We start from the raw sequence: 26,818 nt of genomic DNA, 5'->3' as shown, positions 1-26,818 counted from the left end.
GGCAACTGGATGGTCGCTCGAATCGGCGGCGGCAAAATCACGCGCCGCGCTCAGCCGCCATAAGCAAGCGCAAGAAACGCTCGCGCAAGCACCGCGCCGACGCCGACCGCCACGCCGAACAGCAGCAGGCCTTGCAGCAGACGGTTAGTGCGCTTTTGCTCCAGCAGAATCTGGCGAATCACATCGTCGTTCGCGCCGCCGGCCGGATGATGACGCTCGGCAAGCATGTGATGGACGAGGCGCGGCAACTGCGGCAGCGTCTTGCTCCACTGCGGCGCCTCGATCTTCAAGCGTTCATACCAGCCGCGCAGGCCGATCTGTTCGTTCATCCAGCGTTCGAGGTAAGGCTTCGCCGTCTTCCACAGATCCAGCTCCGGATCGAGCGAGCGGCCCAGACCTTCGACGTTCAGCATGGTCTTTTGCAGCAGCACGAGTTGCGGCTGGATTTCGACGTTGAAGCGGCGCGACGTCGAGAACAGGCGCATCAGCACCTGGCCGAGCGAAATGTCTTTCAGCGCGCGATCGAAATACGGCTCGCAGACCGCGCGGATCGCGCTTTCGAGTTCCTCGACGCGCGTGTTCGGCGGCACCCAGCCTGACTCAAGATGCAGCGTCGCGACGCGATGGTAGTCACGCTTGAAAAAGGCGAGGAAGTTCTGCGCGAGGTAGTTTTTATCGAAATCAGACAGCGCACCGATGATGCCGAAGTCGAGCGCGATATAGCGGCCGAAGTGCGCCGGATCGAGGCTCACCTGGATATTGCCGGGGTGCATGTCCGCATGGAAAAAGCCGTCGCGGAACACCTGCGTGAAGAAAATTTCGACGCCTTCGCGCGCGAGCTTCGGAATGTCGACGCCGGCCGCGCGCAGCGTATCGACCTGGCTGATCGGCACGCCGACCATGCGCTCCATCACCAGCACCGTCGGCGTGCAGAACTCCCAGTACATCTCCGGCACGAGCAGCAGATCGAGCCCCTGGAAGTTGCGCCGCAGCTGGCTGCCGTTGGCCGCCTCGCGCATCAGGTCGAGTTCGTCGTGCAGGTATTTGTCGAATTCGGCGACCACCTCGCGCGGCTTCAGACGCTTGCCGTCGGCCCACAGGCGCTCGGCCCACACGGCAATGTCGCGTAGCAGCGCGAGGTCGGAGTCGATCACCGGCAGCATGTTCGGGCGCAGCACCTTCACCGCGACGGCTTTGCCCGCGTGCTGGCCGGCCTTCACCTTCGCGAAGTGAACCTGCGCGATCGACGCGCTCGCGACCGGCACCCGCTCGAAATCGTCAAACAGCACGTCGACCGGTGCGCCAAGTGATTTCTCGACGAGCGCGATCGCGACCGCCGAATCGAACGGCGGCACCTGGTCCTGCAGCTTCGCGAGTTCGTTGGCGATGTCGACTGGCAACAGATCGCGCCGTGTAGACAACACCTGGCCGAACTTGACGAAAATCGGCCCGAGGCTTTCGAGCGCGAGCCGCAGACGCACACCCGGCGGCGCGTCGAACTTGCGGCCGAGCGTGGTAATGCGCAGCAACAGACGCACGCGCCGGTCGTTGATCCGGCTCAGCATCATTTCGTCGAGGCCGAAGCGGATGACGGTAAAAAATATCTTGAGAAAACGCAGAAAACGCATGACTGGGCCCGGTGACTAGCGCGTGCCGCGCGACGTGGCGGCGCCACCCGGCGCATGCGCGCCGCGGGCTTCGACCTTCTGTTCGAGACGCTCAATGCGCTTCTCCACACGCGCCAGCGCATCGCGCGCGCGGGCCAGCTCGACGTTGAAGTCCGCGAGCGCGGTACGGCGCACCAGTTGCGGATTCTCGTCGAGCAGATACTCAGCGGCGGTATCGAGCAGATTACGGCCAGTGCGCTGCACATGCTCGCCGACCGAGCGCACGACCGACGCGATGCGCCATGCCGGCCCGTCGCCGATCAGCTTCGCGAGATCTTCCTCCGGCTCCCAGCGCAAATGCTCGGCAAGCTTCGCGATCACGGTCGCGAACTCGGCGTCGCCTTCGATCTTCACATGCTTCATCACGGCGGCCTGGCCGCCTTGCACGAAAGCCGGCAGCGCATCGGACGGCACCGAAATCGTCACGTCGAACTGAGCCGCTTCGGCTTCGCCGATTGTGCCGAGATAACCGTCCGGCTGCACGAGCAGCGCGACGACAACCGGTGGACATGACAGACGGGCGGTCTTGCCCGCGTAAGGGACGAGGCGCTCACGTGCCCACGATTCGCGGGCGAGCAGATGATTGACAGCAGCAGCGAAGGGCTTGGCGGCAAGGGTCATCGAGAATGGCAAGAAAAAACCCGCGCGAGCGAGGTGCTTGCGCGGGTTCCTATTGTAACGTCCGTTCGCTTCGCGGCATCCTCGGCCGAACGGCCTATGCGATGCGCGAGGCAGGCGCCACGCGGGGCTTTGTCGAGACAAGCCTCGCCCGGCGCGTCAACACTTTAGTGCTGCTCCACCTGCTGGATGCCGGCGAGCAACCAGCCTTCGCCGGGACGATTCGCCTTCGACAGATTCCAGACCTCGACGAACGGCTCCGCCGCCGCGCCCGGCTCTTCGCGAATCAAGCCGGAGAAGCGCACGCTCGCGAAGTATTCGTTCGCGCGTTCCTCGACGCCGAGCAGTTCGGCGTTCAGCTGCACGACATCGGTCTGATTCTGCTGCGTGCCGCGCGAGGCCAGGTCGACGCGCACTTCGGCGAACATTTGCGGCGTCGTGAATTCGCGGATGTCCTCGATGTTGCCGACGTCCCACGCGGCCTGCAAACGCACGAAGTACACCTTCGCGTTGCGCAGGAACGCTTCCGAATCGAAGCCAGCCGGCACCGACGGCGTCGCACCGACCGACGGCGTGGTGAGCGGATTGCCTTGCGGTTCGAGATACGAGCCGGTGGGCGGCGCGCTGTAGCGCGGTTCCTGCGCATAGCCAGTGCCGCTCGTATTGAGCGACGGCGCCGTGCCGGCATACGCGGGCTGCGTCGCATTGCGCTTGCGGCCGGTGAAGCGGCGAATCAGCCAGATCACGATCATCGCGATCAACGCGATCACGATCACATTGGCGAACATGCCGGCGAACGCTTCGCCGAGCCCGAAATGCGACAGCAGCGCAGCGATGCCCAGACCCGCGGCAAGACCGGCAATCGGCCCAAGCCAGCGATTACGGTTCGGCGATGTGGCCGGCGCGGCCGGCGTGGGCGCCGGCTGCGCGCGTTGCTGCTGCGTGGTTTGACTGTTTTGCGCCGGTTGCGACGGCGGCGGCGTCTGACGTTGCTGCTGCAGGCTATTCGATTGACGGCCGATGCTGCGGCCACCGCCCATGCGGCGGGCTTCGGCGTCGAGAGAAGCGAGTGTGCCGGCCATCAGCAGACCGACCATTGCGATCAGCCCGATTCTTCTCGCCAGCGCCCCCTTAACCTTACGAGTAGATAACAAATCTGAATCGGACATTTCGAACTTTCCTTTAAAAAACGATGGGTTAGGGTCCCTAGTATTTGGTCCCCACATGCAAAGCTACCACGCCAGCTGACAAATTGTAATATTTGACGCCGTCGAGACCGGCTTGTTCCATCATTGTTTTCAAAGTTTCCTGGTCCGGATGCATGCGGATCGATTCCGCGAGGTACTGGTAGCTGTCCGCGTCTTTCGCGAAGCGCTCGCCAAGCCACGGCAACACCTTGAACGAATACAGATCGTAGACCTTCTTCAGCGGATCCCACACCTTCGAGAACTCCAGCACCAGCAGGCGGCCGGCCGGCTTCAGCACGCGGCGCATCTCCGCGAGCGCGAGGTCCTTGTGCGTCATGTTGCGCAGGCCGAAAGCGACCGTCACCACGTCGAAGTAGTTGTCCGGAAAGGGAATCTTCTCGGCGTCGCACAACAGCGTCGGCGTGATCACGCCCTTGTCGAGCAGGCGGTCGCGGCCCACGCGCAGCATCGATTCGTTGATATCGGTATGCCAGACTTCGCCCGTCTCACCGGCCTGTTTCGCGAACGCTCTCGACAGATCGCCGGTGCCCCCCGCGAGATCGAGCACCTTGTAGCCCGGCCGCACATTGGCCTGGGCGATCGTGAACATCTTCCACGCCCGGTGCAATCCGCCCGACATCAGGTCGTTCATCAAGTCGTAGTTGGCGGCAACCGAGTGGAACACCCCCGCCACCTTCTGCGCCTTGTCCTGTTCGTCGACCGATTGAAAGCCGAAGTGGGTTTTGCTCATCGCGCTCGTCCTTTCGCGTGTTCTTGAATGTTGCGCCGCTCGAGCGGCGTTCGGGGGCGAATCGTATCAGTGACAGTGGCCGTGCGCAGCCGCGGCGGGCACCATCGGCGTATCGCGGTCGATGCCGGCCGCTGCCAGTTTGGCGAGATACGTTTGCCAGAGTTCATGCTGGCGCACCGCCATGTCGTACAACAGGTCCCACGAATAGATGCCGGTCGAGTGCCCATCGGAGAAGGTGGGCTGCAGCGCGTAATTGCCGACGCCTTCGATCATCGTGATCGTCACGTCGCGCTTGCCGGTCTGCAAGGTTTCCTGGCCGGGCCCGTGGCCCTGCACTTCCGCCGACGGCGAATACACGCGCAGCAGCTCGAACGGCAGGCGATACGATTCGCCGCCTGCGTACTGCAATTCGAGCACGCGCGACTTCGAATGCACGACCACGCCGGTCGGCACCGGAGTCTCGGGGGTCAGTCCGCTCATGTTTGCCTCATCAGATAACGGCGGGTCATAGCGACGGGTCGGCCGCGCTTCGCGCTGGCGGGAATCCGGCTAGAGCCCGGCGGCGCACAGCGGCAGACAGCGACGCTCAGCCCAGCGCCTGTTCGATTTCCTGCCGCACCGCTTCGCGCAGCAGCGTCGCCTGCGCGCGGCGCGACGACAGCATCGCTTCGGACACCGTGCGCTGACGCGGCGCCCAGATCGGCAGGGGGAAATGCGCGTCGTTCGAATAACGCGGAATCACGTGCCAGTGAACGTGCGGGACTTGGTTGCCGAGGCTCGCCAGGTTGACCTTGGCCGGCTGCATCACGCGTCGGATCGCGCGTTCCACCGCGTACACCGCGTTCATCACGCGATTGCGCTCGTCGGCGGACAGATCCGAAAACTCGGCGACGTGTGCGTTCCAGATTACCCGGCAAAAGCCCGGGTAGTCGTGTTCGTCGGCGAGGACGACCCGCAGGGAGTCGTCCTGCCACAGCACATCGCCGCCGTCTTCACGGCAAAAAACGCAGTCCATCGTCGCCCTCGGCAAAAATCGTCGGTCGTGCCATTAGACCAGCACGCGCTCGATTCCGCCATTGTTCGCCCGTTGAACGTAGTCCGCCATCCAGTTCTCGCCCAGCACATGACGTGCCATCTCGACGACGATGTAGTCCGCCTCGGTACCCGCGTCGTCGTTGTAGCGCGACAGCCCTTGCAGGCAGGACGGGCAGCTCGTCAGGATCTTCACGTCGGTCGCGCTCGCGTTGGCCACGTTTGCCTGGGTCGGCTGAGGGCCGTCGCCGGCTTTCAGCACCGAACCGTTCGCAGCACCCGCCGCGCCGGCCGATGCATTGGCCGGATTGATCGCGTTCGCACCGGCTTCCGCAACCAGCGGAATACCGCGCAGCTTGGCCGCGCCCTTACGGATTTCCTCTTCCTTGCGGAAGCGTACCTGGGTCGAGATGTCGGGACGCGTGACCGCGAGCGTGCCCGATTCGCCGCAGCAGCGATCGTTCTTCTCGATCTTGTAGCCGTCATGCTCGGAGCCCATCAGCTGATTGACCAGCTTGACCGGGTCGATCGTCTTGATCGGCGAATGGCACGGGTCGTGGTACATGTAGCGCACGCCGTTCACGCCGTCGAGCTTGATGCCCTTTTCGAGCAGATATTCGTGAATGTCGACGATCCGGCAACCCGGGAAGATCTTGTCGAATTCATAGCCCGCGAGCTGGTCGTAGCAGGTGCCGCACGACACCACCACCGTCTTGATGTCGAGGTAGTTCAGCGTATTGGCAACGCGGTGGAACAGCACGCGGTTGTCGGTGACGATCTTCTCGGCCTTGTCGTACTGGCCCGAGCCGCGCTGCGGATAGCCGCAGCACAAGTAGCCCGGCGGCAGCACGGTCTGCACGCCCGCTTCCCACAGCATCGCCTGGGTCGCGAGACCGACCTGCGAGAACAGCCGCTCGGAGCCGCAGCCCGGGAAGTAGAACACCGCTTCCGTATCGGACGTGGTCGTCTTCGGATTGCGGATGATCGGGACGATCTTGTTGTCTTCGATGTCGAGCAGCGCGCGCGCCGTTTTCTTCGGCAGATTGCCCGGCATCTTCTTGTTCATGAAGTGGATCACCTGCTGGGTCACCGCCGGTTTGCCGACGGTCGCCGGCGGATGCGCGGTCTGCTTCTTCGTGAACTTCTTCAGCACTTCGTTGCCGAGCCGCTGCGCCTTGTAGCCGACGCCCATCATCGCGGTACGCGCGAGGTTGATGGTCTGCGGATTGGTCGCGTTCAGGAAGAACATGCCGGCCGCGTTGCCCGGATTGAACTTCTTCTTGCCCATCTTGCGCAGCAGGTTGCGCATGTTCATCGTCACGTCGCCGAAGTCGATCTTCACCGGGCACGGCGTCACGCACTTGTGGCAGACCGTGCAGTGATCGGCGACGTCGTTGAATTCGTCCCAGTGCTTGATCGACACGCCGCGGCGCGTCTGCTCTTCATACAGGAACGCCTCGACCAGCAACGAAGTGGCGAGAATCTTGTTGCGCGGGCTGTACAGCAGGTTCGCGCGCGGCACGTGGGTCGCGCAGACCGGCTTGCACTTGCCGCAGCGCAGGCAGTCCTTGATCGACTCGGAAATCGCACCGATATCGGACTGCTGCATGATCAGCGATTCGTAGCCCATCAGGCCGAAGCTCGGCGTGTAGGCATTGCGCAGATCGGCGCCGTCGAGCAGCTTGCCCGCGTTGAAGCGGCCCTGCGGATCGACGCGCTGCTTGTACGCGCGGAATTCGCCGATCTCGTCTTCGGTCAGGAATTCGAGCTTCGTGATGCCGATGCCGTGCTCGCCGGAAATCACGCCATCGAGCGAACGCGCGAGCCGCATGATGCGCGCGACCGCCGTATGCGCGTCCTGCAGCATCTCGTAGTTATCGGAGTTGACCGGGATGTTGGTGTGCACGTTGCCGTCGCCCGCATGCATGTGCAGCGCAACGAATACGCGGCCGCGCAGCACCTGCTTGTGGATCGCCTGGGCTTCTTCGAGGATCGGCTTGAATTCGCCGCCGTTGAAGATCTGGCGCAATTCGGCGCGGATTTCCTGCTTCCACGACACGCGGATCGTGCGGTCCTGCGCGAGATGGAACACGTTCGCGTCCGGCTGCTCGTCGACGCGGTCGGCGAACTTTTCGGCGAGCGATTCGTAGCCGAGACCGACCAGATAATGCTGCGCCTCGCGCAACGACAGATCGAGCTTGTCGCGCAGGAATTCCCAGCGCGTGCGCACCCGCCCGAGCAGATCGAGCGCCTGCTGCACGCGGTCTTCGAGCAGCTCGGCGCTGGGGATTTCGTTCGCGTCGTCGCTCTTGCCGAGCGGCAGCTTGCCGGCCTTGAAGAACGCTTCGAGCGCATCGACCAGCTGCAGCTTGTTCTTGATCGACAGTTCGATATTGATGCGCTCGATGCCGTCCGTGTACTCGCCCATGCGGTCGAGCGGAATCACGACGTCTTCGTTGATCTTGAACGCGTTGGTGTGCTTCGCGATCGCGGCGGTGCGGCTGCGGTCGAGCCAGAAGCGCTTGCGCGCCTCCGCGCTGACCGCGACGAAGCCTTCGCCGCTCTTGCCGTTGGCCATCCGCACCACTTCCGAGGTGGCCTGCGCGACCGCGTCCGCGTCATCGCCGACGATGTCGCCGATCAGCACCATCTTCGGAAACGCGTTGCGCTTGCTCTTGGTCGCGTAGCCGACCGCGCGCAAATAGCGTTCGTCCAGATGCTCGAGGCCCGCGAGAATCGCGCCGCCCTGGCGCGACGTCTCGAACATGTAGTCCTTGATTTCGACGATGCTCGGAATCGCCTCGCGCGCCTGGCCGAAAAACTCCAGACACACGGTGCGGGTATGCGCGGGCATCTTGTGCAGCACCCAGCGCGCGGACGTGATCAGCCCGTCGCAGCCTTCCTTCTGCACGCCGGGCAGGCCGGCGAGGAATTTGTCGGTGACGTCCTTGCCGAGGCCTTCCTTGCGGAACACGCGGCCCTTGATATCCAGCGATTCCTGACGCAGCAGCTTCTCGCCCGGCCCGTAGTTGCCGTCGAACCACTTGAGTTCGAAACGCGCGACTTCGACGTCGTGAATCTTGCCCATGTTGTGGTCGAGGCGCGTGACTTCGAGCCAGTTGCCTTCCGGGTCGACCATCCGCCACCACGCGAGGTTATCGAGCGCGGTGCCCCACAGCACGGCCTTCTTGCCGCCCGCGTTCATCGCGATATTGCCGCCGATGCAGGACGCGTCGAGCGAAGTCGGATCCACCGCGAACACGAAGCCGGCCCGTTCGGCCGCCTCGGTCACGCGGCGCGTGACGACGCCCGCACCGGAGAAGATCGTCGCGACCTTGCGATCGACACCAGGCAGGTCGGTCATCTCGACCGCGCCGAGCTGTTCGAGCTTTTCCGTGTTGAGCACCGCCGAGAACGGCGTGAGCGGTACCGCGCCGCCCGTGTAGCCGGTGCCGCCGCCACGCGGAATCACGGTGAGCCCCAGTTCGAAGCAGGCCTTGATCAGCCCGGCCATCTCGGCCTCGCTATCCGGCGTCAGCACGACGAACGGGTATTCGACGCGCCAGTCGGTCGCGTCCGTCACGTGGGCGACACGCGACAGACCGTCGAACTTGATGTTGTCTTTTTCGGTGACCTTGCCGAGCTCGCGAGTCGCGCGGCGGCGCAGATCATAGGTTTTCTGAAATTCGCTGGCGAATTCGTCGATGGCGCGGCGCGCGGCCTGCACCAGCGTCTCGACGCGCGCGGCGCGCTCGATGCCGGCTTCGTCGCCGTGGTCGCGCAGATCGGCGCGGCGGCGTTTCTCGATTTCAGCGAGGCGGTGATGCAGCGCCTCGATCAGCATCGCGCGGCGCTTCGGGTTGTCGAGCAGATCGTCCTGCAGATACGGATTGCGGCGGACCACCCAGATATCGCCGAGCACTTCATACAGCATCCGCGCCGAGCGGCCGGTGCGGCGTTCGGCGCGCAACTCGGCGAGGGCGTCCCACGCGTCGTTGCCGAGCAGGCGGATGACGATTTCGCGATCGGAAAACGACGTGTAGTTATAGGGAATTTCGCGCAGGCGCGCTTCGGGATCGGCGGCCACCGCAGCGGCGGCGCCGTGCGGATCGAAAACTTGAGGTGCGTTCATGGTTTGGACGACTCTGTGGGTCAGCCGGGCGCGCTCGTCGCGAGGCGTCGGCTGACAGTGCGCGTGGGGCGCAATTTCTGGAAATTTTCTTGGGGAGCGAGCACGGCCGGCGGTCTACCCGCGCCGGTCGCTTCGCGGCACTCAGATGCAGCTACACGATCGTGCGTGACGGACATGACGCTCCGCCGCGGGACGGGATCCGCGCGAAACGGGCATCAAGTGGGCGCTCCGAGGCTGCCAGTGCATCTTCCGATCCTTATTCCAAAACGAAATTCTACCGCATGATTCTGCCACGCGTTGATGGCGGAAATCGGAATGACAACGGCGATTCTGGCGTTTTTGACGCTGTTTTCCGCTCGATTTTAGGCCGACCGGACGGTCGGATTGACTTCAACCGACAGATCGCGATGCGGTTGCGCGACATGTGCCGCACGGCTTCGGCGCACCACCCGCGAAGGCCAGAGCCGGCACCGTTGGCGCTATCATTGACGTTTTCCCGTCCCACAGACAGCGCAACGCGCCACCCGCATGGCCTCCCACGACTACCTGAAAAAGACCCTGACCGCGCGCGTCTACGACGTGGCGCGCGAGACCGAACTCGAACGCGCGCCGAACCTGTCGGCGCGCTTACGCAACCCGGTCTATCTGAAGCGCGAGGATAACCAGCCGGTGTTCTCGTTCAAGCTGCGCGGCGCATACAACAAGATGGCGCATATTCCGGCCGATGCATTGGGGCGTGGCGTGATTACCGCATCGGCGGGCAATCACGCGCAGGGTGTCGCGCTGTCGGCGGCCCGTCTGGGCGTGAAAGCGATCATCGTCGTGCCGGTGACCACGCCGCAGGTAAAGGTCGACGCGATCCGCACGCATGGCGGGCCAACTGTCGAGGTCGTGCAGTCCGGTGAATCGTATAGCGATGCGTACACGCACGCGGTCAAGTTGCAGCAGGAGCGCGATCTGACCTTTGTGCATCCGTTCGACGATCCGTACGTGATCGCAGGCCAGGGCACCGTCGCGATGGAAATCCTCAGCCAGCATCAGGGCCCGATTCACGCGATCTTCGTGCCGATCGGCGGTGGCGGTCTCGCGGCGGGTGTCGCTGCGTACGTGAAAGCGGTGCGCCCGGAGATCAAGGTAATCGGCGTGCAGACCGACGATTCGTGCGCGATGGCCGCGTCGCTGAAAGCAGGCGAACGGGTGACCTTGAACGAAGTCGGCCTGTTCTCCGACGGCACCGCGGTAAAGCTGGTCGGCGAGGAAACCTTCCGTCTGTGCAGCGAATATCTGGACGAAGTGCTGCTCGTGAATACCGACGCACTATGCGCGGCGATCAAGGACGTGTTCCAGGACACCCGTAGCGTGCTCGAACCCGCGGGCTCGCTCGCGGTGGCGGGCGTCAAGCAGTACGCCGAAAGAGAGGGCATCGAGAACCAGACGCTGATCGCGATCACGTCGGGCGCGAACATGAACTTCGACCGCATGCGCTTCGTCGCCGAACGCGCGGAAGTGGGCGAAGCGCGCGAAGCGGTCTTCGCGGTGACGATCCCCGAAGAGCGCGGCAGTTTCAAGCGCTTCTGCGAGCTGGTCGGCACACGCAGCGTTACCGAATTCAACTACCGGATCGCGGATGCAAACTCCGCGCATATCTTCGTCGGCGTGCAGATCAGGAATCGCAGCGAGTCCGCGCAGATCGCCAGCGCATTCGAAGCGCACGGTTTCGCGACCGTCGATCTGACTTTCGATGAACTCTCGAAGCAGCACATCCGCTATATGGTCGGCGGACGCTCGCCGCTCGCGCATGACGAGCGGCTGTTCCGCTTCGAGTTTCCGGAGCGGCCGGGCGCATTGATGAAGTTCCTGTCGTCGATGGCACCGGACTGGAACATTAGCTTGTTCCACTACCGCAACCAGGGCGCCGACTACAGTTCGATCCTCGTCGGTATTCAGGTGCCCGCGAACGACAACGAAGCATTCGACCGCTTCATCGAGACGCTGGGTTATCCGTGCTGGGAAGAGACGAAAAACCCGGTGTACCGGCTGTTTCTCGGCTGATTTCTCACACTGGAACTGGAACGCACCGATGGCGCTTTCGCTCGTCGACAAACTGGTGGTCGCAATCTCGTCGCGCGCGCTGTTCGACTTCGAGGAGGAGAACCGCGTCTACGAGGCCGGCGACCTGCGCGCGTACGAAGCGTTGCAGCGCGAACGGCTGAATGTGCCCGCGAAACCGGGCGTCGCGTTTCCGCTGATTCGCAAGCTGCTCGCGCTGAACGCCGGCGGCCATCGCGTCGAAGTCGTGATCCTGTCGCGCAGCGATCCGATCAGCGGCTTGCGCGCGTTTCATTCGTGCCGCGAATACGGGCTCACGATCGAGCGCGGCGTGTTCACGCGCGGGCGCGCGCCGTTCGGTTATCTGAAGCCGCTGAACGCGTCGCTGTTTCTGTCTGCGAATCAGCAGGACGTGCGCGATGCGCTGGCCGCCGGTTTTCCCGCCGCACGCGTGTTGCCGGAATCGGCGAAAATGGCGAGCACGTATCCGGACGAAATCCGCATTGCGTTCGACGGCGACGCGGTATTGTTTTCCGATGAAGCCGAACGCATCTTTCAGAAGGACGGTTTGCGTGCCTTCGTCGGTCATGAGATCGACAACAAGCACCTGCCGCTCGCGGACGGCCCGCTGAAGCCGCTGCTCGAAGCGTTGCACCGGCTGCAGAAACTCGCGGACGCAGCCGCGCAGATGCGGATTCGCACGGCGCTGGTGACGGCCCGCTCGGCGCCCGCGCATGAGCGCGCGATCCGCACCCTGATGGCATGGAACATCGAAATCGACGAAGCGATGTTCCTCGGTGGCCTCGACAAAAGCGCATTCCTGCGCGAATTCGAGCCGGACTTTTTCTTCGACGACCAGCTTGGCCACTGCGAATCGGCCCGTGTCGTGACCGCGACCGGGCATGTGATGAGTGGCATCGTGAATGCATCATGACACCCGAACAATCTCCGCTCGGTAAGTCCTCGACTTACACCGAACAATACGACTCCTCGCTGCTGTTTCCGATTGCACGCGCCAATGCGCGCGAGGCGATCGGCATCGGCGCACGCTTGCCGTTCTTTGGCAGCGACATCTGGAACGCGTATGAGCTGTCGTGGCTGAACGCGCGCGGCAAGCCGCAGATCGCGGTCGCGACGTTCTTCGTGCCGGCCGATTCGCCGAATATCGTCGAGTCGAAGTCGTTCAAGCTGTATCTCGGCTCGTTTGCGCAGACCGTTTTCGAATCGACGGAGACCGTGCGCGATACGATCAAGCGTGACGTGTCGGCATCGTGCGGCGCGACCGTGTCGGTTCATCTGGCCACGTCGCATGAATTCGGCAAGCTGCGGATGGAAGAATTCGACGGCCTGTCGCTGGATCGACTCGATCTGGAAGCGAGCGTGTACCAACCGGACGCGTCGCTCTTGAGCGCGGCCCACGACGAAGCACCGGTCGAGGAAACACTGGTGTCGAACCTGCTGAAATCGAACTGCCCGGTAACCGGCCAGCCCGACTGGGGCAGCGTGCAGATTCACTATGCCGGCCCGCAGATCGATCACGCCGGGCTGTTGCGCTACATCATCTCGTACCGCAATCACACGGGCTTTCACGAGCAGTGCGTCGAGCGGATCTTCGTCGACATCATGAAGATGTGCAAACCGCTGAAGCTCGCGGTGTACGCACGCTACACGCGGCGCGGCGGGCTCGATATCAATCCGTTTCGCACCAACTACAACCTGCCGATGCCGGACAATATGCGGCTCGCGCGGCAGTAGTCAGATGCGGCAAACGCGCCAGGGGCGCCGCGGGCCATTACAGCCCGCGGCGCCCCTGTTGCATTGAAGCGCTCTCAGCTAGCTCAAGCCGCCGGCTTCTTATAAGCGACGCAATCCACCTCGACCTTGCAGTCGATCACCATCGACGACACCACGCACGCACGGGCCGGCGGGTTCTCGCCGAAGTACTCGCGAAACACCTTGTTGAACGACGCGAAGTCGCGCGGATCATCGAGCCACACGCCGCAGCGCACGACGTGCTCAGCGCCGTAACCGGCTTCCTTCAGGATCGCGAACACATTCTGAATCGCCTTGTGCGATTGCTCGACGATACCGCCGTTGATCACTTCGCCGTTTTCCATCGGCGTCTGGCCCGATACGAACAGCCAGCCGTCCGCTTCGACCGCGCGCGCGAACGGCATCACCTGACCGCCGGTACCCTTTCCGCCTTCCACGCCATATCGCTTCATCGTCACACTCCTTAAAAAGTCGGGCACGTGCGCGGCGCCCTCGCCGCGCGTGCCACCATCAATCGATCGAAAAAATCAGAACGCGCCCTGCGCATCGCCCTTTGACGGCACGCCGCGCGTGACGAACCGGCCGGCCCGCTCGCCGGTCACCGCGCCATCGCAATACGACAGCACGCCGTTGACCCACACCGCGTCGATGCCGGCCGCCGCTTGCTGCGGCTTGTCGAACGTCGCGACATCGAGCACCTTCGCCGGGTCGAACAGCACCAGATCGGCGTGATAGCCGACATGTACCTCGCCGCGCTGCGCGAGGCCGAAGCGGCGCGCCGACAGGCTCGTCATCTTGCGCACCGCCTCTTCGAGCGGCAGCAAACCGGCGTCGCGCACATAGTGGCCAAGCACGCGCGGAAACGCGCCCCACAGCCGCGGATGCGGCAGCGGATCGTTCGGCAAGCCATCCGAGCCGACCATCGTCGCCGGATGCGACAGGATGCGCCGCACGTCGTCTTCGGACATGTTGTGGTACACCGCGCCGGCCGGTTGCAGGCGCCTGCCCGCTTCCTGCTGCGACACGCCCCACTCGGCCGCGACCTCCTTGATCAGCTTGCCCGCCATTTCCGGATGCGGCTCCGACCACGTGATCGTGATGTCGATATCGCCGGTCACCTGCTTCAGATCCAGCGTCGACGAACTGCGGTTGTACGGATAGCAGTCGCAGCCGACCGGCTGCGCGCCGCGCGCGCCTTCGAGTGATTTCAACACCTCGACGCTGCGGCCCCAGTTCGACGGCCCCGCGCACTTCAGATGCGAGATCACGACCGGCACGCGCGCATGACGGCCGACGCGGTACGCCTCGTCCATCGCGTCGAGAATCGCGTCGAACTCGGTGCGCATGTGCGTGGTGTACAGCGCGCCCGCGGCGGCGAGCGGCTCGGCGAGCGCCATCACTTCCTCGGTCGGCGCGGCAAATGCCGAGCCATACGCGAGCCCCGAGCTCAAGCCGAGCGCGCCGTGCGCGAGCGCTTCCTCGAGCTGCGTGCACATGCCTTCGATTTCCTGCGCGGTTGCCGCGCGATCGAGCCGGTCCATCTGGTTGTTGCGCAACGCGGTGTGGCCGATCAGCGCGCCGACGTTGACCGCCGGGTGCGCGGCGTTCACCGCGTTCACGTAGTCGGCGAAGGTCGGGTACTGGAATGCGTCACGCTCGCCGAGCAGATTCATCGGATCGGGCGGATCGCCCTTCAGCGACACCGGCGACGCGCTGATCCCGCAATTGCCGACGATCACCGTCGTCACGCCTTGGGTGATTTTCGGCAGCATCTGCGGCGCGCGGATCACATGGGTGTCGTCGTGCGTGTGCACGTCGATGAAGCCCGGCGCGAGCGCACGGCCCTCGGCCTCGATCACCTCTTCGGCAAGCCAGTTCGACAGATTGCCGATCGCGGCGATGCGCCCGTCGCGGATCGCCACGTCGCGCTCGACGGGCGGTGCGCCCGTGCCGTCATACAGTTGCGCGCCGATGATCAGCGTATCGGCGGCTTCGGGATGCGAATGCATGGATCAGTCTCCTAACGGTTGTCGATCGCCGCCGCCACGGTGCGCGTCGAGCGCGTGCTTCATGCGGCGCAGCAATTCGCGGCTCTCGTCGCCCTGGCTGACGGCAAGTTCGGTGACGAGCACATCGAGCGCCATCATCATCGCGTAACGGGACGACGACGGCTTGTAAATGAAATCGGTTTCGAACGCGACGATCGGGATCACCCAGTCGGCGAGCCTCGCGAGCGGCGAGGCCGGTGCGGTCAGCGCGATCACCGTTGCGCCGTAGCTGCGCGCGATCTTGCAGTTTTCGAGCAGCTCCGGCACGCGGCCCGTGGTGGACAGCGCGATGATCACGGCTTCGCGCGACACGGTGCTCGCGACCATCCGCTGCAATAGTCCGTCCTGATAGCTTGCAACCGGGCGTCCCAGGCGCACGAGCCGGAAGCGCATTTCGTCGGCGAGCGCGGTCGAGCCGCCGCCCATGCCGAACACGTAGATCATCCGCGCGGCGCGTAGTGCGGCGGCCGCCTCGCCGAGCGGCGCCTGACGCAGCAACTGATGATTGTGCGCAAGCGCGGTTTGCAACTCGTCGAACACACGCGTGGCGATCGGCTCGGGTGCATCGCTTGTTTCGTCGCGCTCGAGAAAGCGCTGACCGACTGCCGCCGCCTGCGCGAGCCGCAGCTTCAGCTCACGCACATCGCGACAACCGACTGCTTTCGCGAAACGCGTGACCGTCGCGATGCTGACCTCGGCCTGCTGCGCGAGCGCGCCGATGCTCGCGCGCGACGCGCCGGTCAGATCGTCGAGGATCAGCGCGGCGACCTTGCGTTCGGCCGAGCGCAATTCCGGCGCGCATTCGGCGATGCGCGCGACGATGTCGAAAGCAGGCGGTTCGGCGCTACGATTCATGGCGGGCGATGGGGCTCCCAGCTGGGCCGCGCGGGCCTTGGAAAGGTCCGCGAAAGCCGTGGTACTAAATAACATTTCTCCGGACATCGTACTTTCGGTAACATACTAAAGTCAAATCTGCTGCAATTTAACTGGACGATGGAGCACGGATTCATGAAAGTTACAAACTATCAGGGCGCGACGATTGATCCTTATAGCAAGGGCTTGGGCAATGTTCCGGGCGCCAGCATCCAGCTGAAGGACGCCGCGCGCCTCGAGTGGAATCTGCTCGACGAAGACGTGAGCCTGCCGGCCGCGGTGCTGTACGCGGATCGCGTCGAGCACAACCTGAAGTGGATGCAGGCCTTCGTCGCCGAATACGGTGTCAAGCTCGCGCCTCATGGCAAGACCACGATGGCGCCGCAGTTGTTCCGCCGCCAGCTCGACACCGGCGCATGGGGCATCACGCTCGCCACCGCGCACCAGGTGCGTGCCGCTTACCACGGCGGTGTGTCGCGCGTGCTGATGGCGAACCAGCTGGTCGGCCGTCACAACATGATGATGATCGCCGAGCTGCTCAGCGATCCGGAATTCGAATTCTTCTGTCTCGTCGATTCAGCCGAGGGCGTCGAACAACTGGGCGAATTTTTCACGTCGGTGAAAAAGCCGCTGCAAGTGCTGCTCGAACTCGGCGTGCCGGGCGGACGCACCGGCGTGCGCGACGAAGCGCAACGCAATGCCGTGCTGGATGCGATCGCGCGCTATCCGGAGGTGCTGAAACTCGCCGGTGTCGAGTTGTACGAGGGCGTGCTGAAGGAGGAACACGAGGTACGCGCGTTTCTGCAAGGCGCGGTTGCCGTCACGCGTGAACTCGTCGAGCAGGGGCGTTTCGCGCGTGCGCCGGCGGTGCTGTCGGGCGCGGGTTCGGCGTGGTACGACGTAGTCGCCGAAGAATTCGCGCAGGCCACCGAATCCGGCAAGGTCGAGGTCGTGCTGCGTCCCGGCTGCTATCTGACGCATGACGTCGGCGTCTATCGCAAGGCGCAGACGGATATCTTCAAGCGCAATCCGGTCGCGAAGAAAATGGGCGAAGGGTTGTTGCCCGCGCTGCAGCTGTGGGCGTACGTGCAGTCGATTCCCGAGCCGGATCGCGCGATCATCGGTCTCGGCAAGCGCGACTCCGCGTTCGACGCGGGCATGCCGGAGCCGGCACGCCACTACCGCCCCGGCACCGACGCGCCGCGCGACGTCGCCGCGAGCGAGGGTTGGGAGATCTTCGGCCTGATGGACCAGCACGCGTATCTGCGGATTCCCGTCGGTGCTGATCTGAAGGTCGGCGACATGATCGCGTTCGACATTTCGCATCCGTGCCTGACGTTCGATAAATGGCGTCAGGTGCTGGTCGTCGATCCGCAGTATCGCGTGAAGGAAGTGATCGAAACGTTCTTCTGATTGTTATGATTGGATTGCGCTTCGTTTGAAGCGAGGGGCGTAAAAAAACGACGATGGCCTATTGGCTCACCGCCGTTTTTTATTGCCGCGCGTTTTATTACCACGCGTGCAACACGCGATGTCTATCAGGCGCGCTGCGTAGCCTCATCGCTCGTCGCCTCCGGCGCTGTCGCCGCGGCGGCGCTCGCGGCAGCCGCCACTTCGCCGATCCGCGCCTCGAGTATCGTCAGCGCGCTCGACAGTGCGCCCAACGCATCATCCGGCAGCCCCGCCATCGTGTCGTGCAAAAACGCATTGCGACGCGGCAGGCTTTCTTCCGTCGCTGCGCGTCCGACTTCAGTCAGCCGCACGTTGGTGACACGGTTATCGCGCGTATCCATGCTGCGCGCAACCCAGCCCATCCCTTCGAGCGCTTTCAACTGCCGGGTGAGTGCGCCCGGATCGACGCGCAAACGCTCGACGAGCCGCTTTTGCGACGACTCGCCGCCCTGGTCGTGCAGCGCGAGCAGAATGCGCCAGCGCGGCAAAGGATGACCCACGTGGGCCTCGAATGCCGACATGAACGTCCGATACGTGCGGCCGAATTGCTGCATCACGGCGACGCGGTCCTGTTCTTCCATAATCTGTCCGTCAAACACCAAGTCCAAAATCAGTCCGCGTGAATCACCGGTTCGAGTTTGCGCTGCAGCTTGATCGGCGGAACCCGACTGCATTGCCATACCGATACGACGGCGATCAACGCGGCCATCGCGAGACCCAGGTGAATCGCGCCGACCAGCGCCTCGCGCGCGCTTTCGAGCAACATCGCACCGTTGTGGCCCGCGTGCGTCAACTGGTCGACGAGCGTGGCCTGCGCGTCCCGGTTGATCAGGATCTGCGGATCGCCGAGATCGGTGAACCAGTGCGACGCGCCCGCATTATCCAGCGCACCGTGCACGCTGCTGCGGTACATGTGCGTGACGAGCGTGCCGGTCAGCGCCGTGCCGATCATGCCGCCGATCATCCGCAGCGACTGCATCAGTGCCGTCGCGATGCCCAGGTGCTCGCGGCCCGCGGTCTGCTGCGCGAAGATCGTCAGGTTCGGCATCACGAAACCGAGACCGAGACCGCCCAGCACCATGAACGACGTCAGCGCCCATTGCGGCATCGAACGGGTCGCGACGACGACGCCGAGGCACGACAACGCCATCAGCGCAAAGCCGATGTACAGCAACAGGTTCGGACTTTTCAGGCGCGGCACGATACGCCCGTTGGCGATACTGCCGATCGTCATGAACACGACCAGCGGCGTGATGACGAGCCCCGCTTCCTTCGGCGACATCCCGAAGCCGCCTTGAAACAGCAGCGGCGCGTAGAACAGCAGCGAGAACATCGTGAAACCGCCCAGCACGGCCAGCGTGAACAGCGCGGCCAGGCTGCGGTTATGGAACATATCGACCGGCAGGATCGCGGTCGGACAACGTTTTTCCCACTTCCACAATGCAATGGCGGACGCGATGCTCAACGCGAGCAGCACGAACGCGCTCAGCGTGATGCCGTGCTTCGGCAGTAATTCGACGAACAATTGCAGCGAGCCGAGCGCTACCGCGATCAGCGCCGCCCCCGGCCAGTCGAGCCGCATCTTGCCCGCATGCTCGACGTGCCGCAGATGCGGCAGGAAACGCCAGACGAAAAACAGCGACAGCAGACCCACCGGCAGATTCACGTAAAACACCGAACGCCAGCCGTAGTACTGCGTGAGAAAACCGCCGAGCGACGGCCCGATCGCATTCGCGATGCCGAACGCGGAACTCATCAGCACCTGCCAACGCAGACGCACGACCGAGTCGGGGAACAGATCGGGAATACATGCGAACGCGGTGCCGACCAGCATGCCGCCGCCAATGCCCTGCAAACCGCGCGCGAGCACGAGAAACAGCATGCTGTTGGCCGCGCCGCACAGCACCGACGCGCCGGTGAACACGACGATCGATGCGATCACGAACGGCTTGCGCCCGTAGTAATCGCCGAGCCGGCCGAAGATCGGCACGGTAATCACGGAGGTCAGCAGGTATGAGGTGGCGACCCACGCGTACAGTTCGAAGCCGCGGAGTTCGGACACGATGGTGGGCAGCGCGGTGCCGACCACGGTCTGATCGAGCGCGACCAGCATCGCGACGAATGAAACGCCGAGCATCGCCAGCAGGGATTCACGGAACGGTAAAACTTGCCCACTCGAATGGTGGGCGGCGGTATGGACAGCCATTTTTGATGGAGCAAAAGTTGACTTGTCAAAAGATTTGGAATCATACCACGGCCCAAGGCTCTAACCGGCACGCTCCGTGCGCAGCAGTGTGCGCCGGTACACTGAGCGGTAGCGCTGAAGCCACGACGACGCCAGGGAGGCCCATGCAGCCGAGTTCGCTCGCAGCACCATCTTTATCCGAGCAGGACCTGAACGCGCTGCGGCGCGCGAAACATCAGCTCGAAAGCCCCGCGCTCGCGATGAAACTCGCGAGCATCGTCGGCGCGCCGATCGAAAAGCTACTCACGCGCATTCCCGCTTTCGCCAACGAAAAGGTCGCGGACGCGACTCAGGCGGCGCTGCGCAAATGCCTGTCGATCGCGCTGCGCACACTCGGCCGACGCGACGACGCAAAGCTGCTCGCGCCCGACAAGCCAAATAATCTGCTGCACAAGTTCGCGGTGGCGACCACCGGCGCGGCTGGCGGCGCGTTCGGACTGCTCGCGTTGCCGGTCGAACTGCCGGTCACGACCACGCTGATGTTCCGCTCGATCTGCGATATCGCGCGCAGCGAGGGCGAAGATCTGACTTCGATCGACACGCAGCTGCAATGCCTGACGGTGCTCGGCATGGGCGGCACGTCGAGCGAGGACGACGACGCCGATCTCGGCTATTTCTTCATGCGCGGCGCGCTGGCGCAGGCGGTCTCGAAGGCATCGTCGGAAATTGCCAGCAAGGGCTTCACCGCGCACGGCTCGGCGGCGCTGCTGCGCTTGCTCAACGCGATCGCCGCGCGCTTTTCGGTGCAGGTCAGCGAGCAGATCGCCGCGAAATCGATTCCGGCGATCGGCGCGGTGCTCGGCGCGATGGTCAATACGGTTTTTATCGACCACTTCCAGCAGGTCGCGCACGGGCACTTCACGGTGCGGCGGCTCGAGCGGCAGTACGGGCCGGCTGAGATCGAGGCCGTCTATCAGACGCTCGACGTCACGCCCGACGCCTGAGCGGCAAGCGCGGCGCGGCTTGTCGCGCGCCGCACGAACGCAGCCGCGAGGTCGAGCGCGCGGTTCGCCTCGGGCATGAACGGCGCGAACACCGGCCATACGTGCGGCAGTTTCTTCCACACCTCGCATTCACAATCGACGCCCGCCGCACGCGCGTTGTCGGCGACGCGGCGCGTATCGTCGAGCAGCACTTCGGTGCTGCCCGCCATCATGAAAAGCGGCGGCAGGCCGTGCAGGTCCGCGTAGACCGGCGATGCGTACGGATGCGTGGGCGACGCATCGCCGAGATAAACCTTGGCCGCGCGCTCGATCGCCGCGCCGCAGAACATCGGATCGATGCCGTCGTTCGCGCGCAGGCTCGCGCCGGTCGTCGCGAGATCGGTCCACGGCGAAAACAGCAGACCGCCCGCCGGCATCGGCGCGCCGGCGTCGCGCAACGCGACCAGCGTCGCGAGCGCAAGGCCGCCGCCGGCCGAATCGCCGGCAATCACGATCGAACTGGCTGCGATGCCCATCGCGAGCAACTGACGATAGGCCGCGGTCGCGTCGTCGAGCGCGGCCGGAAAGCGATGCTCGGGCGCGAGGCGATAGTCGAGGGAAAAGAGCCGCGCGCTGGCACGCGGCGCAAGCGCGAAGGTCAGCGAACGATGCGTGCGCGGCGAGCAGAAGTAGTAGCCGCCGCCGTGACAGTAGAGCACCGTGGGTGTCGTGCTGGCGGCAAACTCGCCGTCCGGCTCGCTGCTCGCAGGCTCCAGCCATTCGCCGAGCAATGGCGCGTCGCTGGCACGATACGTTTCGCGCAGACGCCAGCCTGCCGGTACGCGCGGCGACCACACGCGTGTCGAAGTCAGTGCGCGCGCGCGTTCGACGTCGATATGTGGCTTGAGGGTCTCCGGCCGAAAATGCCTGCGCAAGTACCAGCATGCGAGTGCGCTTTGCCAGCTCATCGGGACGTGCTCCTTTATTGATGTCCCGTCATGGTACGTGCGTTGGCTGGGGCGCCGGTGGGTGGTGGGGTTCTAATCGTGGATGGGGGAGCGGGTGGGTGGTGCTGGTCGCTTGCGATTAGTGGGTGAGAGTTTGGGTTTCGGTTGTTGGTTTTGCAGGCTTCACTTGCTTGGCCTGCTCGCTGATCCTGCTCGCGGCTCCGCGCTCGCCGACGCACGGGCCGCTCTTGATGCGCTAGTTCGCCGGTAAAACCTGGCCGCGAATCTCACCCATCGGATTCTGCGCGGTATGGATGTTGAAGTACCACTGCCCAGCCATCAGATCGGTGACCTGCTGCTCGGTCAGCTTCGTGGTCCCCTTGATCGGGCTCGCCAGCGCCTTCTTTTCGATTGGCACCTGGATCTTCGCGTTCTGGCCGACCGGTGCGGGCCCATGAAAATGCGCGGCGGTCGCCGGCCCGCTCAGGCCCTCATAGGTAGCCGTCCATTGCAGCGATTGGGTCGACGTATCGAAAGTCGCATTCAGCATGCCGTGCCCTTGACTCACCCGCGGCGGCACCTCGCTCGATGGTTCGAGGTCGGCTTTAAGCGCCACCGTATCGGCAAGCGCGACGCCTGACGCAAGCGCCCACACCACCACGGCCAGATTCAGTTTTCGTAACGTAATCATGGTCTTCTCCGGACTTTGACGCACCGCTGCGACCTCGTATCTGCCGCGCAGATCCTCCCCATACTAGTGCAAATCGGCCGGACCCGGTGGCGGCCGGTGCGGTTGTTTCAGCGGCGCCGACTCAAACGGGAACGGCATTGAATTCCGCACCGTTCGTGGCTACGCGAAGTGCGCACTGTGCCATACGTTTGTGAAAAATAGATCTGAAATACAGACTCAGGCAAATGACCGAGCCGCTTTAATCGATTTAACCAAAAACTTAATTGCGCAATTTGTAATGAATAAATCACTCGACTACAGCTATGCTTCTGCCTGCGAGAAGTGACTCCTTCATCGAAGGACGTCTCCAAATCTTTAACGCGGCTTCGGCCGCGTTTTTTTTCGCCCCAGCTTTCTGGAATGCTTTCTGGAACGCAGTTGGAGCGGGTTTGAATCGCGTTTGGAGCGCCGGCATTTTGCGCACGGCTATCCGATGGATTACGCGAGCAATGCGGCCCGCTGTTCGATCGAATCCAGCATCGCCTCGCATTTCTCGATCAGCGCGAACCCTTCAGCACGCATACGCTCAGGCGCCGTCGCGACGATCTGCTCGCGATATGCTTCCAGCACATGAATCAGCGGCGGATACTGCAGCACATTCGCCGCCCCCGCCACGCGGTGCTGCCACGCGAGCATGCGCGCAATCTCGACGTGTTCGAGCAATGACGCGAGCGTCCGCATATCGTCGCGCATCGACGAAACGAACGAGTCGAGCAACGCCTTCACCGTCGACTCGCTTCCCCACAATTGCGTCATATGAGCAAGGTCGATCGGCGCCGGCGGCGTCGCGCCGGTTTGCCGAACCGCTGGGCCTTCGATGTCCGGCGCGGGCGGCACATTGCCTAGCGTTTCCGTTGGCGCGGCCTGCGACGCACGTTCAGCGTCGGCCTCAATGCCAGCCTCTGCGCCGAACCAGCGGCTCAGGTGATCACGCAACGTCGCGAGCCGGGTGGGCTTGATGAGGGTGTCGTCCATACCGGCTTCGCGGCACAGAATGAGGTCGTCTGGTGCGGTATTCGCGGTGATGCCGAGGATCGGAAGACGATGCGCGCCGCTTCGCGCCCGCGCGGCCTCGGCTTCGCGGATACGCCTCGTCAGTTCGTAGCCGGACAGGTTCGGCATGTGGCAGTCCGTGATCAGACAGCCGTAGTTCGTACGTTCGAGCGCGGCGAGCGCCTCGACGCCGTCGTCCGCCACGTCGCAGGCGAAACCGAGCAGAGCGAGTTGGTGGCGGATCAGTTCCTGGTTGACCGGATGATCTTCAGCGACAAGGATCAGCCGCCCGCTCGCCATCTCGCGCTCGCGGTCCGGCGGTGCCGCGCGATGTTCGGGCGCACGCGGCGCCAACGGAGTGCGACGCGTCATCGCGGCTGCGCACGCAGCGCTGAAGCCGCGCCACAAGATCGGGTTGACGCTGACGCGCACCGTGTCGTCGAGAATGCGGTAGCCCGTCGGCTTCGGCTTTTCGGTCAGCGTGACGATGCGCGTATTCGCACCGATATGCCCGGGCAATGCGATGTCTTCGCTGATAAACAGCAGGTCCGCGCCAGCCAGCGTGACGCGCTCGCCCGGCGCAGGGCGTGCAGCCGCCACGGATGCCTCGCCGCCGTCAGGCAAAACCGCTTGCAGCTCGAGCCCGAGCGCTTCGCCGAAATGCGTCACGGCCCGCGCGATGCACGGGTCACGTGCGATCACAACACCGCGCTTGCCGCGCAGGGCGCTGACCGAGTAATGCTGCGCGACGACCGGCATCGTGAGTCGCACGGTCATGAACGTCCCGCCACCGGGCTCGCTGCGCAGCGTGAGCGTGCCGTTCATCAGTTCGATCAGCTTGCGACAGATGGTCAGGCCGAGGCCCGTGCCGCCGAAGCGCCGCGTAGTGGACGATTCGGCTTGCACGAATGGCTCGAACAGGCTTGCCTGCACATCCGGTGCGATGCCGATGCCCGTGTCGTGAACCGTTATTTCCAGCGTTTGCGCAGACGATTGTGTGGAGCCCGGTAGAGCATCGCGATCGGCGACGACCGCCACGCTCACGCCGACCTCGCCATTCGGCGTGAACTTGATCGCGTTGCCGAGCAGATTGAACAAGATCTGCCGCAAGCGGACGCTGTCGCCGCATAGTGTCGCAGCCACGCCGGCAGCGATCTCGACGCGCACCTTCAGCCCGTTTTCGTGCGCTCGCCCCGCGAGCAAACCGACCGCGTTGTCGACGAGTTCGCGCAGGTCGATCGGCTCGGCTTCGATCGTCAGGTGCCCCGCCTCGATTTTCGAATAGTCGAGCAGATCGTCAAGGATCTGCAGCAGCGCACCCGCCGACTCATGGATCATGCCGAGCATTTCGCTCTGATCGGTGCTGAGCGCCGTACGTTCGAGCACTTCGGCGAGTCCCAGCACACCGTTCATCGGCGTGCGGATTTCGTGGCTCATCATCGCGAAGAATCGGTCTTTCGCGCGCGACGCCGCCTCGGCGAAGTCGCGCGCCCGCGCGAGTTCCTCGGAACGTGCGCGCTCCACGCTCGCGTCGACCCAGTAGCCGCTCCACACGACGCCGCCATCCGCCTCGCGCCGTGGCACCAGTTCCGCTCGCACCCACTTGGGTTGGCCCGCGTTTGCGACTGTGTTTGCGGCTGCGCCTGGACTCGCGCTCGTGCTCACATTCGTGTTGGCGAGACGAAACTCCATGTGCACCGGCGTTTCGCACATCGCCGAGCGCTCCAGCTCCGCAAGCACGAACGCCCGGTCAAGTTCCGATATGCGCTGAAAGTCGACCTGGCCGCGTTGGACCAGCGACGCGCTGCCCTCGCCGAGCAGATGCGCACTGTCGCCACCGATATACGGAAACGAGTACGCGCCGTTTGCCGTACGCCGCAACTGGAACACGACGGCCGGCAGCGAGCGCGTAACGTCAAACAGACGCCGCTCGGTTTCGCGCGCGAGCATTTCAGCGCGCCGGATATCGGTGATGTCGACCATCGTGCCGAGCACGCAAACCGGCTGCCCATCGTCGCCATGGCAGACGCGCGTCCAGAACAGCCCATGCCGAGGCTCGCCTGCGGTGTCCTCGAATTGCAGTTCGACCTGCGCGAGGGTGCCGCCGCGCAGCAGTTCGCGCGTCATGTCGTCGAGCTTGCGGCCGTTCGCGTCGCCCCATGTGCCGACCTCGGCGGTGGTACGGCCGACCACCGCCCCGCGGCTCATTCCGCACGCTTTCTCATACGCCTCGTTGACCGCGATGTAGCGCCCGTCCAGATCTTTGGCGGCGAGCGGATACGGCACCGTCTTCATCATCGTCTGCTGGAAGTTGAGCTGTAGCGCGAGTTCGCGCTCGGTCCGCTTGCGCAGCCTGACTTCGCGTTGCAGCAGTACGTAGGCGCGCAACGTAACCAGCAACACTGACCCGATGCCGATCAACACCGGCAGCAGATGCAGCGCGCTCACGCTCCATACCTGCTCGTTCGGTGCAGCGGGACTCGACCACTTCTGCTGGATGGGCTGCGTTTCTTCCGTGCCCAGCGTCAATCCGGATGCGGCCGATGCGGCCGCGGCGCCGAAGTTGCCGGACAGCCAGCGCGCGCGGATTGCCGCAGCCTCGGCAGGATTCAAAGACCTGAGCGCACGATTCAGTTGATCTCGCAATCCGATCCGCTCGCGCGGAACGCCGAAGCGCAAATCCAGCGCCTTGCCGCCCTGCTCGAACGCAACGCGTAGGCCGCGAAACGCTTCGCTGGCCAGTTCGACATGCACGACCGGCGCGAAGCCGATATATGCGTCAGCGTCACCGTGCAAGACCGCCGCCAGTGCCTCGCGTGTAGTCGCGAACGTGACGATGCTGGCGCGTGGCAAACCGTCGCGTAACAGCCGCTCGCGCGCGAAGCCGCGTTCTATCGCGATACGCGCGGTCGCGAGGCCGGCGAGGTTCACAAAACGGTGATCGTCGCGGCGCACGACAGTCGAAGCGGACGCTCGGAAATATGGCGCGGTGAAGCTCACGCAACGCTCGCGCTCAGGCGTACGGGCAATGCTCATCAGCACATCGACCTGCCCGGCGCATGCCGCCGCGAGCAACTGCGTCATGTCGGGAAAAGTCTTCGCCTCGATGACGACATCCGGACCCACGAGCGCGTGCAGCAGATCGCCGCTCAGGCCGCTCACCCCGGCCACGCGCCCGTCGCGCACCACGTCGAACGGCGGCCAGCCGTTCGCGAGCATGCCGACGGTGAGTTTGCTGGGGAAAGGAATAGAAGGAATCGAAGAACTAGCAGATGCGGCGGACGCAGCACCCGCATGCTGTGCGCGGCCAGACGTTCCGGCGATGCAGGTCACATGCACGAGCGCCAGCAGGCTCAACACGAGCAGACGTCGCGGCAAGCAGCGCAACCCACGCGTAG

20 protein-coding genes are annotated in these 26,818 nt (G+C 64.1%); 5 read left to right on the top strand and 15 right to left on the bottom strand.

Annotation, left to right across the window (positions count from 1 at the left end; all coding sequences use genetic code 11):
• Positions 1–50 precede the first annotated feature (50 nt).
• The 7 genes from ubiB to L0U82_RS02170 form a co-directional block, all read right to left on the bottom strand.
• On the bottom strand, positions 51–1,628 hold the full coding sequence (gene ubiB, locus L0U82_RS02200; protein ID WP_233828195.1) for a ubiquinone biosynthesis regulatory protein kinase UbiB: 1,578 nt from the start codon (positions 1,626–1,628) through the stop codon (positions 51–53).
• Positions 1,629–1,643: 15 nt separating this feature from the next.
• Positions 1,644–2,288 (bottom strand): ubiquinone biosynthesis accessory factor UbiJ, encoded by a 645-nt coding sequence (locus L0U82_RS02195; RefSeq protein ID WP_233828193.1) that lies wholly within the window; start codon positions 2,286–2,288, stop codon positions 1,644–1,646.
• Between the two features lie 164 nt (positions 2,289–2,452).
• Positions 2,453–3,454, bottom strand: a complete 1,002-nt coding sequence (locus L0U82_RS02190) for a Tim44 domain-containing protein (protein WP_233828191.1) — start codon at positions 3,452–3,454, stop codon at positions 2,453–2,455.
• A gap of 37 nt (positions 3,455–3,491) precedes the next feature.
• Positions 3,492–4,223 (bottom strand): bifunctional demethylmenaquinone methyltransferase/2-methoxy-6-polyprenyl-1,4-benzoquinol methylase UbiE, encoded by a 732-nt coding sequence (gene ubiE / locus L0U82_RS02185; RefSeq protein ID WP_233828189.1) that lies wholly within the window; start codon positions 4,221–4,223, stop codon positions 3,492–3,494.
• A gap of 66 nt (positions 4,224–4,289) precedes the next feature.
• The gene (locus L0U82_RS02180; RefSeq protein WP_233828187.1) at positions 4,290–4,703 is read right to left on the bottom strand and encodes a gamma-butyrobetaine hydroxylase-like domain-containing protein; all 414 of its coding nucleotides are present in this window, start codon (positions 4,701–4,703) and stop codon (positions 4,290–4,292) included.
• Between the two features lie 106 nt (positions 4,704–4,809).
• A complete protein-coding gene (locus L0U82_RS02175; protein WP_233828185.1) occupies positions 4,810–5,238 on the bottom strand; it encodes an HIT family protein in 429 nt (142 codons plus the stop codon).
• A gap of 33 nt (positions 5,239–5,271) precedes the next feature.
• On the bottom strand, positions 5,272–9,387 hold the full coding sequence (locus L0U82_RS02170; protein WP_233828183.1) for a DUF3683 domain-containing protein: 4,116 nt from the start codon (positions 9,385–9,387) through the stop codon (positions 5,272–5,274).
• Positions 9,388–9,915: 528 nt separating this feature from the next.
• Between L0U82_RS02170 and ilvA the strand changes: the two genes are divergently transcribed.
• Genes ilvA through queF form a run of 3 tightly spaced genes read left to right on the top strand, consistent with a single transcriptional unit; the run spans position 9,916 to position 13,191 of the window.
• Positions 9,916–11,439 carry a threonine ammonia-lyase, biosynthetic gene (gene ilvA, locus L0U82_RS02165; protein ID WP_233828181.1) on the top strand — a complete coding sequence of 508 codons (1,524 nt, stop codon included), beginning with the start codon at positions 9,916–9,918 and terminating at the stop codon, positions 11,437–11,439.
• Between the two features lie 28 nt (positions 11,440–11,467).
• A complete protein-coding gene (locus L0U82_RS02160) occupies positions 11,468–12,370 on the top strand; it encodes a 5'-nucleotidase (RefSeq protein WP_233828179.1) in 903 nt (300 codons plus the stop codon).
• On the top strand, positions 12,367–13,191 hold the full coding sequence (gene queF, locus L0U82_RS02155; RefSeq protein ID WP_233828177.1) for an NADPH-dependent 7-cyano-7-deazaguanine reductase QueF: 825 nt from the start codon (positions 12,367–12,369) through the stop codon (positions 13,189–13,191). The genes L0U82_RS02160 and queF overlap by 4 nt, the downstream gene beginning before the upstream one ends.
• An 83-nt stretch (positions 13,192–13,274) precedes the next feature.
• Here the strand turns inward: queF and L0U82_RS02150 are convergent, their stop codons facing one another.
• The 3 genes from L0U82_RS02150 to L0U82_RS02140 form a co-directional block, all read right to left on the bottom strand.
• Positions 13,275–13,661 carry a RidA family protein gene (locus L0U82_RS02150; RefSeq protein ID WP_008923846.1) on the bottom strand — a complete coding sequence of 129 codons (387 nt, stop codon included), beginning with the start codon at positions 13,659–13,661 and terminating at the stop codon, positions 13,275–13,277.
• A 75-nt stretch (positions 13,662–13,736) separates the two neighbouring features.
• The gene (locus L0U82_RS02145) at positions 13,737–15,218 is read right to left on the bottom strand and encodes an N-acyl-D-amino-acid deacylase family protein (protein WP_233828174.1); all 1,482 of its coding nucleotides are present in this window, start codon (positions 15,216–15,218) and stop codon (positions 13,737–13,739) included.
• Positions 15,219–15,221: 3 nt separating this feature from the next.
• The gene (locus tag L0U82_RS02140) at positions 15,222–16,112 is read right to left on the bottom strand and encodes a MurR/RpiR family transcriptional regulator (protein WP_233828172.1); all 891 of its coding nucleotides are present in this window, start codon (positions 16,110–16,112) and stop codon (positions 15,222–15,224) included.
• 153 nt (positions 16,113–16,265) lie between these two features.
• Here L0U82_RS02140 and L0U82_RS02135 point away from each other — a divergent pair, with 153 nt between their 5' ends.
• Positions 16,266–17,543, top strand: coding sequence for an amino acid deaminase (locus L0U82_RS02135; RefSeq protein ID WP_233828170.1), 1,278 nt, complete (start codon positions 16,266–16,268; stop codon positions 17,541–17,543).
• 125 nt (positions 17,544–17,668) lie between these two features.
• On the opposite strand, the gene L0U82_RS02130 is transcribed toward L0U82_RS02135, so the two are convergent.
• The gene (locus tag L0U82_RS02130) at positions 17,669–18,163 is read right to left on the bottom strand and encodes a MarR family winged helix-turn-helix transcriptional regulator (RefSeq protein WP_233828168.1); all 495 of its coding nucleotides are present in this window, start codon (positions 18,161–18,163) and stop codon (positions 17,669–17,671) included.
• Positions 18,164–18,192: 29 nt separating this feature from the next.
• A complete protein-coding gene (locus L0U82_RS02125) occupies positions 18,193–19,788 on the bottom strand; it encodes an MDR family MFS transporter (RefSeq protein ID WP_233828166.1) in 1,596 nt (531 codons plus the stop codon).
• A 143-nt stretch (positions 19,789–19,931) separates the two neighbouring features.
• Here L0U82_RS02125 and L0U82_RS02120 point away from each other — a divergent pair, with 143 nt between their 5' ends.
• Positions 19,932–20,771 (top strand): EcsC family protein, encoded by an 840-nt coding sequence (locus tag L0U82_RS02120; RefSeq protein WP_233828164.1) that lies wholly within the window; start codon positions 19,932–19,934, stop codon positions 20,769–20,771.
• Here L0U82_RS02120 and L0U82_RS02115 read toward each other — a convergent pair.
• From L0U82_RS02115 to L0U82_RS02105, 3 genes are all read right to left on the bottom strand, one after another.
• Positions 20,741–21,718, bottom strand: a complete 978-nt coding sequence (locus L0U82_RS02115) for an alpha/beta hydrolase (protein WP_233828162.1) — start codon at positions 21,716–21,718, stop codon at positions 20,741–20,743. The two genes, L0U82_RS02120 and L0U82_RS02115, sit on opposite strands and share 31 nt — an antisense overlap.
• A gap of 235 nt (positions 21,719–21,953) precedes the next feature.
• Complete coding sequence (locus L0U82_RS02110; RefSeq protein WP_233828160.1) at positions 21,954–22,388, bottom strand: CHRD domain-containing protein; 435 nt, start codon at positions 22,386–22,388, stop codon at positions 21,954–21,956.
• Between the two features lie 477 nt (positions 22,389–22,865).
• Entirely contained in the window at positions 22,866–26,798 is a 3,933-nt protein-coding gene (locus tag L0U82_RS02105) for an ATP-binding protein (protein ID WP_233828159.1), read from the bottom strand.
• Positions 26,799–26,818: the final 20 nt, after the last annotated feature.

The organism is Paraburkholderia sp. ZP32-5 (assembly GCF_021390495.1).
GTDB lineage: Bacteria > Pseudomonadota > Gammaproteobacteria > Burkholderiales > Burkholderiaceae > Paraburkholderia.
The sequence above is the reverse complement of the archived record's forward strand: the minus strand, read 5'-3'. Positions and strand labels throughout refer to the sequence as shown.

Coding starts and splice junctions, on each gene's coding strand:
- L0U82_RS02160 (WP_233828179.1), top strand. CDS start 11,468: ATGGCGCTTTCGCTCGTCGACAAACTGGTGGTCGCAATCTCGTCGCGC.
- ilvA (WP_233828181.1), top strand. CDS start 9,916: ATGGCCTCCCACGACTACCTGAAAAAGACCCTGACCGCGCGCGTCTAC.
- L0U82_RS02125 (WP_233828166.1), bottom strand. CDS start 19,788: ATGGCTGTCCATACCGCCGCCCACCATTCGAGTGGGCAAGTTTTACCG.
- queF (WP_233828177.1), top strand. CDS start 12,367: ATGACACCCGAACAATCTCCGCTCGGTAAGTCCTCGACTTACACCGAA.
- L0U82_RS02150 (WP_008923846.1), bottom strand. CDS start 13,661: ATGAAGCGATATGGCGTGGAAGGCGGAAAGGGTACCGGCGGTCAGGTG.
- L0U82_RS02115 (WP_233828162.1), bottom strand. CDS start 21,718: ATGAGCTGGCAAAGCGCACTCGCATGCTGGTACTTGCGCAGGCATTTT.
- L0U82_RS02145 (WP_233828174.1), bottom strand. CDS start 15,218: ATGCATTCGCATCCCGAAGCCGCCGATACGCTGATCATCGGCGCGCAA.
- ubiE (WP_233828189.1), bottom strand. CDS start 4,223: ATGAGCAAAACCCACTTCGGCTTTCAATCGGTCGACGAACAGGACAAG.
- L0U82_RS02195 (WP_233828193.1), bottom strand. CDS start 2,288: ATGACCCTTGCCGCCAAGCCCTTCGCTGCTGCTGTCAATCATCTGCTC.
- L0U82_RS02190 (WP_233828191.1), bottom strand. CDS start 3,454: ATGTCCGATTCAGATTTGTTATCTACTCGTAAGGTTAAGGGGGCGCTG.
- L0U82_RS02120 (WP_233828164.1), top strand. CDS start 19,932: ATGCAGCCGAGTTCGCTCGCAGCACCATCTTTATCCGAGCAGGACCTG.
- ubiB (WP_233828195.1), bottom strand. CDS start 1,628: ATGCGTTTTCTGCGTTTTCTCAAGATATTTTTTACCGTCATCCGCTTC.
- L0U82_RS02175 (WP_233828185.1), bottom strand. CDS start 5,238: ATGGACTGCGTTTTTTGCCGTGAAGACGGCGGCGATGTGCTGTGGCAG.
- L0U82_RS02130 (WP_233828168.1), bottom strand. CDS start 18,163: ATGGAAGAACAGGACCGCGTCGCCGTGATGCAGCAATTCGGCCGCACG.
- L0U82_RS02135 (WP_233828170.1), top strand. CDS start 16,266: ATGAAAGTTACAAACTATCAGGGCGCGACGATTGATCCTTATAGCAAG.
- L0U82_RS02180 (WP_233828187.1), bottom strand. CDS start 4,703: ATGAGCGGACTGACCCCCGAGACTCCGGTGCCGACCGGCGTGGTCGTG.
- L0U82_RS02170 (WP_233828183.1), bottom strand. CDS start 9,387: ATGAACGCACCTCAAGTTTTCGATCCGCACGGCGCCGCCGCTGCGGTG.
- L0U82_RS02110 (WP_233828160.1), bottom strand. CDS start 22,388: ATGATTACGTTACGAAAACTGAATCTGGCCGTGGTGGTGTGGGCGCTT.
- L0U82_RS02140 (WP_233828172.1), bottom strand. CDS start 16,112: ATGAATCGTAGCGCCGAACCGCCTGCTTTCGACATCGTCGCGCGCATC.